Source organism: Amycolatopsis sp. NPDC059021 (assembly GCF_042739895.1).
Classification (GTDB): domain Bacteria; phylum Actinomycetota; class Actinomycetes; order Mycobacteriales; family Pseudonocardiaceae; genus Amycolatopsis.
Map to the genome: position 1 here is coordinate 34,426 of NZ_JBHYIQ010000008.1, position 12,495 is coordinate 46,920.

Below are 12,495 nucleotides of genomic sequence, written 5' to 3' on the forward strand. Positions count from 1 at the left end.
CGCACGCGGTGTGACCATCCGCGCCCGCGGCGGAACCCGGGAGCCGGTGGGGCCGTCCCATCGCGGTCGTGAGTGGCGAGGAGGGACGGCATGACGGTCGCGTGTCCGGGATGTACGCAGGTGGACCAGGTGCAGCACGTGCCGGCGGCCTACGACGCCGGGCACTCCACCTACCAGGGCACCGGCCCGCTGATCGGGATGCCTGCCGGGGACGGGCAGGTGATCTATTCCCGTTCTGTGCACCGGGGTGTCGCCGTGACCGCGACCGCCCGTGCGCTGGATCCGTTCCCGGTGACGCGCGGTGGTGGCTGTTTCCTGTCGGTCGCGCTGGTGCTGCTGCTCCCGGCGATCGGGCTGGTGTTCGCGGTGCGCAGCCTGTTCGACGGGCCTGCGGCGTCCGCCGCCGACCGGGTCGGCCAGTGGTTCGTCGCGATCATGTTCCCGGCGGGCGCTTTCGCGCTCGTGGCGTTGTTCGCCTGGCTGTTCGTCCGCCGGGTGCGGCACAACGCCCGGATGCGGCGCGGGATCCCCGCCGCTCGCGCCGTCTGGCAGGCCGCGTGGTTCTGCCATCGCTGCGGCGGGGTGTTCTTCCCGCACGGGACGCCGTTCGAGGTCCCGTGCGGGCACCTGCTGTCCACCGCCGCGTTCCGCGGGATCATCGCGCGTTCCGGGCGGTACTACGGCTGAGTCGCCGGATCAGGTGACGTCGTCGGTGCTGGGACGCCCGCCCGAGGACGACGCGCTCGGTGGGGTGGCCGGTTCGTCGGCGGTGCTCGGCGTGTAGTCGAACGGCGCGGCCTCGTCGTCGGCGAGCTTGTCCCAGCCCTCGTCCTCGCGGACCCTGTCGAGCTTGCGGTCGTGGACGCGGGCGATCTGGATGGAGACCTCGAACAGGATCGTCAGCGCGCCCGCGAGGCCGATCATCGAGAACGGATCCGAACCCGGGGTGGCGAAGGCGGCGAACACGAACAGGATGAAGATGATCCCGCGGCGCCACTTCCTGAGCTGCTGGTACTTGACGACGCCGACGCGGTTGAGCATCACCACCAGCAGCGGGAGCTCGAAGCTGACCCCGAAGATGACCAGCAGGGACAGCATGAACGAGATGTACTTGTCACCGGTGAGCGCGGTGATGAACTGGTCGCCACCGAAGTTCATCAGCAGTTCGAGCGCGTGCGGGATGAGCAGGTAGGCCAGGACCGCACCGGCGACGAAGAGCGCGGAGGCGAACGCCACGAAGGTGAGCGCGTACTTACGCTCCTTCGAGTAGAGGCCCGGAGCGATGAACGCCCAGATCTGGTAGAGCCACGCCGGGGACGTCAGCACCGCACCGGCGGCGAGACCCACCTTCAACTGGATCATGAAGGCTTCGAACGGCACCGTCTGCAGCAGCTTGCAGCCGCCGTGGTCGCCGCCGAACCGCCGGTCCGCCGGGATCGCGCAGTACGGTGCGTTCATGATCTCACCGAGCGACGGGATCGGCCCGACCTTGGTCTGGAACCAGAAGAAGCCGAGGAGACCACCGGCCACGAGCGCGAGCAGGGCGAAGCCGAGGCGACGCCGGAACTCGTAGATGTGCTCGATGAGCGTCATCGTCCCGTCGGGGTTGGCCCGCCGGGACCGCTTGCGCCGTTTGGCGCTCCGGCTGTCACCGTTGCCGGACGCGGAATCCGCCACTGGACGTTCCGTTCTCGTCGGAGTCCACGCCGAGCGCGCTGCTGCTCAGCGCGCTCCGTGAACCGGGGACCAGGTGTTGCCGACCGCTCAGCTGGCGTTCTTCTGCGCCTGCTCGGCGGGCTTCGCCGCCTGCTGCTTCTTCAGCTCGTCGAGCTGACGCTGCAGATCGGCGACCTGCTGGTCCTGGGCCGACGAAGCCGTCGTCGTCGCGGTGGTGGCGGGCGGGATCTGCTTGGTCTCGGCGTCCTGGGCCTCGGGCGCCTTGTCGCCGCCCGCCATGTCCTTCGTCTCGGCCTTGAAGATCTTCATGGACTTGCCGATGGAGCGAGCCGCGTCGGGAAGCCGCTTGGCCCCGAACAGGATCACGACGATCAGCACCAGAATGAGCAAATGCCAGCCTTGAAAACCATTGGCGAACAAGATGGCCTCCTATCTGCGTCTGGGTCGAATGTTACTGCGTTTTCGGCGCGGGGCGGCGCTGGTTGATCGCCACCCGCACGGCCGCGGTCCTGGCCCGGAGCAGACCGGCCCGGTCCTGCGTGTTCGTACTCACCATGCTCACCGTCCGCCGGTACGTGCGCAAGGCTCGCCCCACCCGGACGAGGACCAGCGCGAGCAGCAGAAAACCGGCCGCGACGAGCACGGCGATGAGGACGAAGGCCACGTCGATCAGCTTAGTGGGCGTAGGTTGACGGAAGGTGACGGGTGCGCGCTACCGCGTCGGCGGCCCGCTGTCGAACAGCCTCCGCGAGTGCCCGGGGGCTCTCCACCTGCGCATCTCCGCCGAGACCCAGGACGAGGCGTACCATCCACGACTCGTCGGCGTAGCGCATCCGGACCCGCAGCCGGCCGCCGTCGAGCTCGTCCAGTTCCTCGCACGGGTAGTACTCGGCTACCCAGCGTGCATCCGGATCGAGCACCAGATGCGCCTCCCGTTGATCGGGACGTGGCGTGAACACGCCGTCGGAAAGGTCCGTCGGCCGGGCGTGCGCGGGTGGGGTGGCGGGCTCGTCGAGCACGGTCAGCTCGTCGATCCGGTCGAGCCGGAACAGCCGGACGTCCTCGGCGCGGCGGCACCACGCCTCGAGGTAGGCGACGGCCTGCACGATGAGCAGCCGCATCGGGTCGACCGTGCGCTCGGTGATCTGGTCCTTCGACGCGGTGTAGTAGCGGATCCGCAGCGCCCGCCCGTCCCGCAGCGCGCCGGCGACCTCCTCGCGGGTGCGAGCGGTCCGCTTGCCCTCGCGCACGCCACCGCCGACCACCACCCCGGCGGGCTGGGCCTGCCCGGCGGCGGCCTCGATCTTCGCGATGGCCCGCCGGACGGCGTCCGCGTCGACCACTCCGGGCGTGTCGGCCAGTGCCCGCAACGCGACGAGCATGGCGGTCGCCTCGCCGCCGGTGAGCCGCAGCGGGCGGTTCATCCCGGCGTCGTGGGTCACGACGATCGTGTCACCCTCGAAGGACAGGTCGATCAGGTCGCCGGGACCGTACCCGGGCAGCCCGCACATCCAGAGCAGCTCGAGATCCTTCCGCAGCTGCCTCGGCGAGACGTCGAAGTCCTGCGCCGCCTCGTCGATCCGGATCCCCGGCCTGGCCAGCAGGTACGGGACCAGTGCCAGCAGCCGCGGCATCCGTTCGGTGGACCCGCTCATCGAACGCTCTCCTGCTCCGCGCGGTGCACGACGGCCTCGAGCCGGTCCTGGACGGTCTTGGCGAGCACGTCCGGTTCGAGCACGAGCACGTCGGGCCCGTGCGCGGTGAGCCATTCCGCGGCCGATTCGGGGAAGTACAGGCCGATCTCGACCACGTCCCCCTCCTCACCGGCGACGACCTCACGGCCGACGACGCGGCCGCGCCTGCGGACCCCGGCGGCCCGCCCGTCCGCGACCCACACGCGGGCGTTCGTGACCGGCGACGGTTCGGAGTCCCCGGTCACCGACACCAGCTTCAGCAGGTTGACGCCCTCCGGCCGCTGCACGGCTCCGGGCGCGCCGACGGGTTTCACCTGCCCGGTGACCCGCGAGAGCCGGAAGCAGCGGGTGGCGGCGCGGTCGCGGTCGTACCCGACGACGTACCAGCGGGCGCGCCAGGACACCACGCCCCACGGCTCCAGCGTGCGCATCATGCGGTCGGCCGAACCCGAACGGCGGTACTCGAACCGGACCGCCTGCCCGTTCTGCACCGCCGCGAGCAACGGGCCGAACGCGGGCTCGGCACGCACCCTCGGCTCGACCACCGTCGGCGCGGAGTCGTCGACCTCGACACCGGCCGCGCGCAGCTTGACCAGCGCGCCCTGCGCCTGCCCGGTCAGCTCCGGCGAATCCCACAGCCGCACCGCGAGGCCGACCGCCGCCGCCTCGTCCGGGGCGAGGTCGATCTCGCCGAGTTCGTAGTCGCGGCGCGCGATCCGGTACCCCTCGATCGCGTCGAACGCCGAGTTCCGCCCGGTCTCCAGCGGAATGCCGAGCTCGCGCAGCTCGGTCTTGTCCCGCTCGAACATCCGGAAGAACGCCTCGTCGCTGGACGCGTCGCCGTATCCGGGCACGATCCCGCGAATCCGCTCGGCAGTGAGGTACTGCCGGGTGGACAGGAGGGCCAGTACCAGGTTGACCAGCCGTTCGGCGCGTGCGGTGGACACCCGACAGACTCTAGCTCGCGCCGTCCGCCCCGATCGGGAGGTCCGGCAAACGCGCGTCGTGACGGCCGCACACGGCCTTCCACCAGGTCACACCGTGTCTCCGCCGCAGCACGCGCTCAGGCCACTCGCCGCGAACGGTCGCTGTGACGCGGTGGTCTGTCACCGAGTGCGACGAGGATCCGGCGGAAGATTCGCCCACGACCGATGATTCCGCCCCGCAGCCGCGGTCCCACCTGTGCACGACCGCCGCCACGAGAGCACAGGAGATTCACCGGGATGACCGCACCACGAGCAGCGAAACGTCCGCGCGCCACCAGGATATGGCCGCTGGTACACAGCGAACGCGCCGCGCTGGCCGAGGACCTCGCCAGCCTGACCGGCCGGCAATGGGAGTCGCCGTCCCTGTGCGAGGGGCTGACCGTGCGGGAAGTCCTCGCCCACCTCACCGCGGCGGCGAACCTCACGCCGGTGCGGTGGCTGGCCGGGGTGATCCGCTGCCGGTTCGACTTCGACAAGCAGGTCGCCCTGCGCCTGGCCGAGCACCTGGGGGCCACCCCGGCCGACACGCTCGCCGGATTCCGCCGGGCGATCACCAGCACCACCAAACCGCCCCTCCCGGTCGTGGCGATGCTCGGCGAATCGATCGTGCACGCCGAGGACATCCGCCGTCCGCTGGGCCTCCACCGCGACTACCCGATCGCCACGCTCACCCTGCTGGCGGAGTACTACCGGAGTTCCGACCTCGTCGTCCTCGCGAAGGGACGCATCGGCGGTCTGCGGCTCGTCGCCACCGACGGCCCGTTCACCACCGGCTCCGGGCCGCTGGTTTCCGGCACCACCCGCGCACTGATCATGGCCATGACCGGCCGCCTGGACTACTGCCGCGAGCTGGACGGCGACGGCGTCGCCCTGCTGCGCGACCGCTCCGAGCCGGTGCATCGCTCGTAATGTGGAGGCATGAGTGATCGTGTTCTTCTCATCACCGGTGCTTCCCGCGGCCTAGGCGCCGCCACCGCGCGCCGGGCAGCCGAGGCGGGGTACCGGCTAGCGCTGCTGGCACGGAACCGGGATGCGGTCGGCGCGCTGGCCAGGGAATCGGACGGGTTGGCGCTGAGCGCGGACGTCAGCGACCCGGACAGCGTGTCAGCCGCCGTCGCCGAGGTCACCGACCGGTTCGGCCGCCTCGACGCCGTCTTCGCCAACGCCGGGCAGCTGGTGCAGGCGTCGTTCTTCGGCGACGGCGGCGCGGAGCCGTCACAGTGGCGCGACATGATCCTGACCAACGTCTACGGCCTCGCGGTGACCGCGCGGGCGACCCTGCCCGCGCTGGCGAGTTCCGGTGGGCACCTGGTGATCACCGGATCGGTCGCCGGGCGGCACATCCGCAAGGACGGCGCCGGCCTGTACTCGGCCACGAAATGGGCGGCGACCGCGATCGCGGGCTCGATCCGCGAAGAGGCCGTCGGCACCGGTGTCCGGGTCACGATCGTCCAGCCGGGACTGGTCGACACTGAGATGATCAGCGACGCCCAGCGAGCCAAACCGAACCTGGTACCCGACGACATCGCCCGCGCCGTGCTCTACGCGCTCGACCAGCCGCCCTCGGTGGACGTCAACGAGATCGTCGTCCGCCCGACCGGCCAGGTCCTTTAGCGGGTCAGCCTCTAGCGGGTCAGCCGGGCCACGCGGCCGTTCACCCCGCTCGCCCAGCAGTCCCCGCGTGGCGTGCAGCCGACCGAGTCGAAACTGCCGGTGTCGAACGACCGCCAATGCCGCCCGCCGTCGACGCTGAGGTCGCTCCCGCCAGGGCCCACCGCGAGCACCGCGGCGCCGCGCCATGCCAGCCCCGAGCGGTAGCCCTTCGGCGCCTCCGGCGGCGTCTGCCAGCCGCGTCCACCGTCCCGGGTCAAGGCCACCGCGGGCCCCGGGGCGTCCGGATGCGCGTAGTCACCACCGATCGCGACGCCGTGGTGCCGATCCCGGAAAGCCACCGCGAACACGCCCGCGGACGCGCTGCTCGGCAACGGCGTCTCCGCGGCCCGCCAATGGACACCGCCGTCCTGCGAGTGCAGGACCCTGGCCCGTGCTCCCCCGCCGGTCGCGAGCCACGCGTCCCGCCGGCCCGACGTGCTGACACACTGCCCGCTCGCGGCGAAAGCCGCCTCGCCCGGCAACGCCGGCGGCAGGCCCTCGGCGGGCACCTGGTGCCAGCTGCGGCCGCCGTCGTCGGTGGCCTGCAACCGGAAGGCACCCTCGACCGGGTCACTCATCGCCAGGCCACGCCGATGGTCGAAGAACGCCAGACAGTCGTAGAACGCCTTCGGATCCGGATTGCGGAACGCGAGCTGCCAGTGGGCGCCGCCGTCGTCGGTGCGATAGATCCTCGACGACTCACCGGGACCGATCGACAACGTCACCGCGTGGTCGGCGTCGAACGCCTCGATGTCGCGGAAGTCCAGCGCCGCGGTGTCCGGCGGCGCCACCTGCCGCCAGGTGCGCCCCGCGTCGGTCGTCCGCAGGACCGTGCCCTTGCTGCCGCTCGCCCACGCCACCTTGCCGCTCACCGCGGCCAGCCCGCGCAACTGCGCCGTCACGCCCGTCGGCGTCACCGTCCACGACGGCAGCGACGGCGCCGCCTCAGCGGCCACAGGAGCCGCCAACGGCAGCACCGCACCCAAGCAAGACCCCCAACGCCCGAACGACCCGCATACGCCCTCCCAGAAAGCCGTTAAGGCCACCTTAAGGGCACGAGACGCCCGCAAGATGGCCTTAACGGCGCAACTGGCTAGAGCGAGCCGATGAGGCGCTCCACGCGCTCGTCGACGGACCGGAACGGGTCCTTGCACAGCACGGTCCGCTGCGCCTGGTCGTTCAGCTTCAGATGCACCCAGTCCACGGTGAAATCCCGCCCGGCGGCCTGCGCGGCGGCGATGAAATCGCCCCGCAGCTTCGCCCGCGTCGTCTGCGGCGGAGTGTCCTTGGCCGCCTCGATCTCCCCGTCGTCGGTCACCCGGCGCACCAGGCCCTTGCGCTGCAACAGGTCGAAGATGCCCCGGCCGCGGCGGATGTCGTGGTAGGCCAGATCCAGCTGCGCGACCCGCGGGCTCGACAGGTCCAGATCGTGCTTCGACCGGTACCGCTCCACCAGCCGGTGCTTGATCGCCCAGTCGATCTCGGTGTCGATCTTGCTGAAGTCCTGCTGCTCGACGGCCTCCAGCGCCCGGCCCCACAGGTCGACGACCCGCTCGGCAGCCGCACCCGCCCCGGTCTCCTTCACATGCTGGACCGCCCGCGCGTGGTACTCCCGCTGAATGTCCAGCGCCGAGGCCTCCCGGCCCCCGGCCAGCCGCACCTGACGCCGCCCGGTGAGATCGTGGCTGATCTCCCGGATCGCGCGGATCGGGTTGTCCAGGGTGAAGTCCCGGAACTGGACCCCCGCCTCGATCATCTCCAGCACCAGATGCGCCGAACCGACCTTGAGCATCGTCGTCGGCTCCGCCATGTTCGAATCCCCGACGATGACGTGCAGCCTGCGATACCGCTCCGCGTCCGCATGCGGCTCGTCCCGGGTGTTGATGATCGGCCGCGACCGCGTCGTCGCGCTCGACACCCCCTCCCAGATGTGCTCCGCCCGCTGCGACAGGCAGTACACCGCGCCGCGCGGCGTCTGCAGCACCTTGCCGGCACCGCAGATCAGCTGCCGGGTCACCAGGAACGGCAGCAGCACGTCCGCGATCCGCGAGAACTCGCCCGCCCGCGTCACCAGGTAGTTCTCATGGCAACCATAGGAGTTGCCCGCCGAATCCGTGTTGTTCTTGAACAGGAAGATGTCCCCGCCGATGCCCTCGTCGGCCAGCCGCCGCTCGGCGTCGACCAGCAGATCCTCCAGGATCCGCTCACCAGCCTTGTCGTGCGTCACCAACTGCACCAGGTCGTCACACTCGGCCGTCGCGTACTCCGGGTGCGAACCCACGTCGAGGTAGAGCCGCGAGCCGTTGGACAGGAAGACGTTCGACGAACGCCCCCAGGACACAACCCGCCGGAACAGGTACCGCGCGACCTCGTCGGGCGAGAGCCTGCGCTGGCCGTGAAAGGTGCACGTGACCCCGAACTCGGTCTCGATGCCATAGATCCGCCGCTGCATCCCACCAGAGTAGGCGCTGGACCCCCTCCCAAGGTGCGCCGTTCGGGCGTCGACACGCGGACGACTCCGTCGCGGACGGTGAAAAATCCCCCGAAACGACCACCGATCCCGCCCTCGCCCAGCGTTTTCCCAGCTCATCCGGCTCCGGTCGATCTTCCTTCACAGTTTCCCAACGAATACCCGGCGATTCCGCCAGTCGGGTCGCTCCAGGAGAAGCCACCCCACCCGTTGTACGCCGCCCGGACACGGAAAAGCCGGCCCGGGACCACACCCGGGCAGGCTTTCCGAAACCCGCGAACTAGGACTTGGCGGAACCGCCCTCGTCCTTCTTCGCCTCGTCACCCTTGTCGTCCTTGCCGCCCGCCGCGTCATCGGCGGGCGCACTCGGCAGCAACGCGTCCAGCGCGGCACCGGAGATCCGGCGGAAGGCCCGGCGCTGCCGCTCCCGGTCCAGCACCGCCACCTCCAGCTTCACCGGATCGGACTCCGTGGTGCCGTTCCCGCCCGCCGTCGCCGACGAACCCGAACCCGTCCGCGGCGCCCGCAACGCCGCCACGGCCACGCCCAGCGCCGCCTCCAGTTCCCGGTCCGCCTCGTACGACTCCTTCAGCTTCGAAGTGATGGAGTCCGTCTGGCCACCCATCACTACGAACTCCGGCTCGTCGACGATCGACCCGTCGTAGGTCAGCCGGTACAGCTGATCCTCCGCCGAGGTCGAACCGACCTCCGCGACACAGATCTCCACCTCGAACGGCTTCAGCTGCTCGGTGAAGATGCTGCCCAGCGTCGCCGCGAACGCGTTCGCCAGCGCCCGCGCGCTCACGTCCCGCCGGTCGTACTGATAGCCCTTCAGATCCGCGTGCCGGATCCCGGCCACCCGCAGGTTCTCGAATTCGCTGTAGCGGCCCACCGCCGCGAACCCGATGTGGTCGTAGATCTCCGAGACCTTGTGCAACGTCGCCGATGGATTCTCCGCGACGAACAACACTCCGCCGCGATACTTCAGCACGACCACACTCCGACCACGCGCAATCCCCTTGCGCGCCATCTCGGACTTCTCCCGCATCAGCTGTTCGGGAGAGGCATACAACGGCATCGTCACGATGTCGGCTCCGCTTCAATCGGTAGTTCAGGGGAGAAAGACTGGGGACCGGCCGCTACGACCGGCGCGACCGCCCACGCTCAGTGCGATCCGCGACCACGGCCTCGGCCACCGCCGACGTCTGCGACTCCGGCAACGCCACCGCACCCTGCTCCGCGGTGATCGTCACGACCGTCGGGAAGATCCGGCGCACCAGATCCGGCCCGCCGGTCGCCGTGTCGTCGTCCGCCGCGTCATACAGCGCCTCGACCGCGACCCGCACCGCAGCCTCGGCATCCGCGTCCGGATCATGCAGCTTCTTCAACGCCGACTTCGCGAACAGCGAACCCGAACCGATCGCGTGATACCCCGCGTTCTCCTCGTACCGGCCACCCGCCGCGTCGTACGAGACGATCCGGCCCGCGTGCTTCGCGTCCTCCGCCTCCAGGTCGTACCCGACGAACAGCGGAATCGCCGCGAGGCCCGCCATCGCCATTTCGAGATTGCCCTTCACCATCGCGGCGAGCTTGTTCGTCTTGCCGTCCAGCGACAGCGAAACGCCCTCGATCTTCTCGTAGTGCGCCAGCTCCACCGCGTAGAGCCGCACCATCTCCACGGCCAGCCCCGCCGTGCCCGCGATCCCCACCGCCGAATACTCGTCGGTGATGTGCACCTTCTCGATGTCCCGGTTGGCGATCAGGTTCCCCGACGTGGCCCGCCGGTCACCCGCGATCAGCACACCACCCGCGAACGTCGCCGCCACGATCGTCGTCCCGTGCGGCGTACCCAGATCACCCGCCGACGGCATCACCCGACGCTCCGGCAGCAACTCGGGCGCCTGCGCCCGCAGGAAGTCGGTGAACGACGACGTCGCCGCCGAGAAGTACGCGGCGGGCAAAGCGGGCCCCGAGAAGCCTGGAGTACCCGAGATCTTGTCCATACGTGCTCAAGATTCCCATCTGTGCTGATCAGTGCTGGTCACGACCCGCGCCGAACGTACCGCTGACACACTGTGCCCGGCCCGGCACGTTCCGCCCGATTTGCTCGGCCTCGCCACGGCCACGGGCACCACGGCGCGGATCGACGACCACCCGGCTGTTCCTAACGGCGGGGCGGCGCACCCGCGACGGCTACTGGCCGCCCTTCTGCACGTACGCGCGCACGAAGTCCTCGGCGTTCTCCTCCAGGACGTCGTCGATCTCGTCGAGGATCGTGTCCACGTCCTCGCCGAGCTTCTCGCGTCGCTCCTGACCGGCAGCACCGGTGTCCTCGAACTCCTCGTCGGAGTCACCACCGCCGTGCTTTTCGATCTTTTCCTGCGCCATCTCGCCTCCCGGTGTGGCTGATGATTCCTAGCCTACCCAGCGACCCCGACAAACGGGGGCACGCCGCGATCGTTGACGACCACCGCCTAGTCCGAACCGGTGAGCGCCTCGACCAGGTCCTCCGCGGTCGCCGCGTCGTCCAGCAACTTGCCCACGTGCGCCTTCGTCCCCCGCAACGGCTCCAGCGTCGGAATCCGCACCAGCGACTCCTTGCCCACGTCGAAGATCACCGAATCCCACGAGGCCGCCGCGATCGAGTTCGCGTACTTCTCCAGCGCACGGCCACGGAAGTACGCCCTGGTGTCCGACGGCGGAGTCGTGATCGCCGCCTGCACCTCCTCCTCCGACACCAGCCGCTTCATCGACCCCCGCGTCACCAGCCGGTTGTACAGGCCCTTGCCCAGCCGCACATCGGAATACTGCAGATCCACCAGCCGCAGCCGCGGCGCGCCCCAGCCCAGCTGATCCCGCGCCCGGTACCCCTCCAGCAACCGCAGCTTCGCCGGCCAGTCCAGCCGGTCCGCGCACTCCTGCGGATCCCGCGCCAGCGCGTCCAGCACCTCGCCCCAGACCCGCAGGACCTCCTTCGACGCCTGATCCGCGCCCGTGCGCTCCAGATTCGCCGAGGCGATCTCGTGATACGCGAACTGCAGGTCCAGCCCGGTGTACTTGCGCCCGTTCGCCAGCGCCACCTTCGCCTTCAACGTCGGATCGTGGCTGATCTGGTGCACCGCCCGCACCGGCTCGTCCAGCTTCAGCTCGTCGAACCGGATCCCGGACTCGATCAGATCCAGCACCAGCGCCGTCGTCCCGACCTTCAGGTACGTCGAATACTCCGCCATGTTGGCGTCACCGATGATCACGTGCAGCCGCCGGTACTTGTCCGCGTCCGCGTGCGGCTCGTCCCGCGTGTTGATGATCCCGCGCTTCAGCGTCGTCTCCAGGCCGACCTCGACCTCGATGTAGTCCGCCCGCTGAGACAGCTGGAATCCCGCGTCCTCGCTCTGCTGCCCGATCCCGACCCGGCCCGAACCGGTCACCACCTGACGCGACACGAAGAACGGCGTCAGCCCCGCGATCACCGCCGTGAACGGCGTCGACCGCTGCATCAGGTAGTTCTCGTGCGTGCCGTAGCTCGCGCCCTTGCCGTCGACGTTGTTCTTGTACAACTGCAGCGAAGGCTGCCCAGGCACGGTGGCCGCCTTCATCGCGGCCTCCTCCATCACCCGCTCCCCCGCCTTGTCCCAGATGACCGCGTCCCGCGCATTGGTCACCTCGGGCGCCGAATACTCCGGATGCGCGTGATCCACGTACAACCGCGCCCCATTGGTGAGGATGACGTTCGCCGCGCCCAGATCCTCGACATCCGGGTCATGCCCCGGCCCGCCGGGGCCGGTCAGGTCGAACCCGCGCGCGTCCCGCAACGGCGATTCGACCTCGTAGTCCCATCGCGCACGCCGTGCCCGCGGCACGTCCGCCGCCGCCGCGTAGGCCAGCACGACCTGGGTCGAGGTGAGTACCGGGTTCGCCGTCGCGTCGCCCGGCACCGCGATGCCGTACTCGACTTCGGTTCCCATGATCCGCCGCATGTCCACCACCCTACGGGGTACCCCTCGTGGAACGATGC

General features: G+C 70.0%; 14 protein-coding genes. 3 read left to right on the forward strand and 11 right to left on the reverse strand.

Annotated features, from left to right (window positions below; all coding sequences use genetic code 11):
• Nucleotides 1–90 precede the first annotated feature (90 nt).
• Nucleotides 91–687 (forward strand): hypothetical protein, encoded by a 597-nt coding sequence (locus ACFWX1_RS06610; RefSeq protein ID WP_378384541.1) that lies wholly within the window; start codon nucleotides 91–93, stop codon nucleotides 685–687.
• A gap of 9 nt (nucleotides 688–696) precedes the next feature.
• Here the strand turns inward: ACFWX1_RS06610 and tatC are convergent, their stop codons facing one another.
• From tatC to ACFWX1_RS06635, 5 genes are all read right to left on the reverse strand, one after another.
• On the reverse strand, nucleotides 697–1,677 hold the full coding sequence (gene tatC / locus ACFWX1_RS06615; RefSeq protein WP_378384543.1) for a twin-arginine translocase subunit TatC: 981 nt from the start codon (nucleotides 1,675–1,677) through the stop codon (nucleotides 697–699).
• 87 nt (nucleotides 1,678–1,764) lie between these two features.
• Nucleotides 1,765–2,097: a Sec-independent protein translocase subunit TatA gene (gene tatA / locus ACFWX1_RS06620; protein ID WP_378384545.1), complete on the reverse strand. Its 333-nt coding sequence runs from the start codon at nucleotides 2,095–2,097 to the stop codon at nucleotides 1,765–1,767.
• Between the two features lie 31 nt (nucleotides 2,098–2,128).
• Nucleotides 2,129–2,341, reverse strand: coding sequence for a bacteriophage holin (locus ACFWX1_RS06625; RefSeq protein ID WP_378384547.1), 213 nt, complete (start codon nucleotides 2,339–2,341; stop codon nucleotides 2,129–2,131).
• Between the two features lie 10 nt (nucleotides 2,342–2,351).
• Nucleotides 2,352–3,332, reverse strand: coding sequence for a helix-turn-helix transcriptional regulator (locus ACFWX1_RS06630; RefSeq protein WP_378384549.1), 981 nt, complete (start codon nucleotides 3,330–3,332; stop codon nucleotides 2,352–2,354).
• Nucleotides 3,329–4,318 (reverse strand): helix-turn-helix transcriptional regulator, encoded by a 990-nt coding sequence (locus ACFWX1_RS06635; protein ID WP_378384551.1) that lies wholly within the window; start codon nucleotides 4,316–4,318, stop codon nucleotides 3,329–3,331. The genes ACFWX1_RS06630 and ACFWX1_RS06635 overlap by 4 nt, the downstream gene beginning before the upstream one ends.
• Before the next feature lie 276 nt (nucleotides 4,319–4,594).
• Between ACFWX1_RS06635 and ACFWX1_RS06640 the strand changes: the two genes are divergently transcribed.
• Both ACFWX1_RS06640 and ACFWX1_RS06645 read left to right on the forward strand, forming a co-directional pair.
• A complete protein-coding gene (locus ACFWX1_RS06640; RefSeq protein WP_378384553.1) occupies nucleotides 4,595–5,266 on the forward strand; it encodes a maleylpyruvate isomerase family mycothiol-dependent enzyme in 672 nt (223 codons plus the stop codon).
• A 9-nt stretch (nucleotides 5,267–5,275) separates the two neighbouring features.
• Nucleotides 5,276–5,971: an SDR family oxidoreductase gene (locus ACFWX1_RS06645; protein WP_378384555.1), complete on the forward strand. Its 696-nt coding sequence runs from the start codon at nucleotides 5,276–5,278 to the stop codon at nucleotides 5,969–5,971.
• An 11-nt stretch (nucleotides 5,972–5,982) separates the two neighbouring features.
• Here the strand turns inward: ACFWX1_RS06645 and ACFWX1_RS06650 are convergent, their stop codons facing one another.
• The 6 genes from ACFWX1_RS06650 to dop all read right to left on the reverse strand — a co-directional run bounded on the left by ACFWX1_RS06650 (nucleotide 5,983) and on the right by dop (nucleotide 12,457).
• The gene (locus tag ACFWX1_RS06650) at nucleotides 5,983–6,984 is read right to left on the reverse strand and encodes a WD40/YVTN/BNR-like repeat-containing protein (RefSeq protein WP_378384785.1); all 1,002 of its coding nucleotides are present in this window, start codon (nucleotides 6,982–6,984) and stop codon (nucleotides 5,983–5,985) included.
• Between the two features lie 119 nt (nucleotides 6,985–7,103).
• A complete protein-coding gene (gene pafA / locus ACFWX1_RS06655; protein WP_378384557.1) occupies nucleotides 7,104–8,462 on the reverse strand; it encodes a Pup--protein ligase in 1,359 nt (452 codons plus the stop codon).
• Nucleotides 8,463–8,760: 298 nt separating this feature from the next.
• Nucleotides 8,761–9,564 carry a proteasome subunit alpha gene (gene prcA, locus ACFWX1_RS06660; RefSeq protein ID WP_378384559.1) on the reverse strand — a complete coding sequence of 268 codons (804 nt, stop codon included), beginning with the start codon at nucleotides 9,562–9,564 and terminating at the stop codon, nucleotides 8,761–8,763.
• Nucleotides 9,565–9,619: 55 nt separating this feature from the next.
• Nucleotides 9,620–10,483, reverse strand: coding sequence for a proteasome subunit beta (prcB, locus tag ACFWX1_RS06665; RefSeq protein WP_378323183.1), 864 nt, complete (start codon nucleotides 10,481–10,483; stop codon nucleotides 9,620–9,622).
• Nucleotides 10,484–10,673: 190 nt separating this feature from the next.
• The gene (locus ACFWX1_RS06670; protein WP_378323181.1) at nucleotides 10,674–10,868 is read right to left on the reverse strand and encodes a ubiquitin-like protein Pup; all 195 of its coding nucleotides are present in this window, start codon (nucleotides 10,866–10,868) and stop codon (nucleotides 10,674–10,676) included.
• Between the two features lie 86 nt (nucleotides 10,869–10,954).
• Complete coding sequence (dop, locus tag ACFWX1_RS06675; RefSeq protein WP_378384561.1) at nucleotides 10,955–12,457, reverse strand: depupylase/deamidase Dop; 1,503 nt, start codon at nucleotides 12,455–12,457, stop codon at nucleotides 10,955–10,957.
• Between the last annotated feature and the right edge of the window lie 38 nt (nucleotides 12,458–12,495).

Bases quoted from the DNA above. Each gene is read 5' to 3' on its own strand.
- ACFWX1_RS06670 (WP_378323181.1), bottom strand. From the start codon at position 10,868: ATGGCGCAGGAAAAGATCGAAAAGCACGGCGGTGGTGACTCCGACGAG.
- ACFWX1_RS06610 (WP_378384541.1), top strand. From the start codon at position 91: ATGACGGTCGCGTGTCCGGGATGTACGCAGGTGGACCAGGTGCAGCAC.
- prcB (WP_378323183.1), bottom strand. From the start codon at position 10,483: ATGGACAAGATCTCGGGTACTCCAGGCTTCTCGGGGCCCGCTTTGCCC.
- ACFWX1_RS06640 (WP_378384553.1), top strand. From the start codon at position 4,595: ATGACCGCACCACGAGCAGCGAAACGTCCGCGCGCCACCAGGATATGG.
- pafA (WP_378384557.1), bottom strand. From the start codon at position 8,462: ATGCAGCGGCGGATCTATGGCATCGAGACCGAGTTCGGGGTCACGTGC.
- ACFWX1_RS06645 (WP_378384555.1), top strand. From the start codon at position 5,276: ATGAGTGATCGTGTTCTTCTCATCACCGGTGCTTCCCGCGGCCTAGGC.
- ACFWX1_RS06630 (WP_378384549.1), bottom strand. From the start codon at position 3,332: ATGAGCGGGTCCACCGAACGGATGCCGCGGCTGCTGGCACTGGTCCCG.
- dop (WP_378384561.1), bottom strand. From the start codon at position 12,457: ATGCGGCGGATCATGGGAACCGAAGTCGAGTACGGCATCGCGGTGCCG.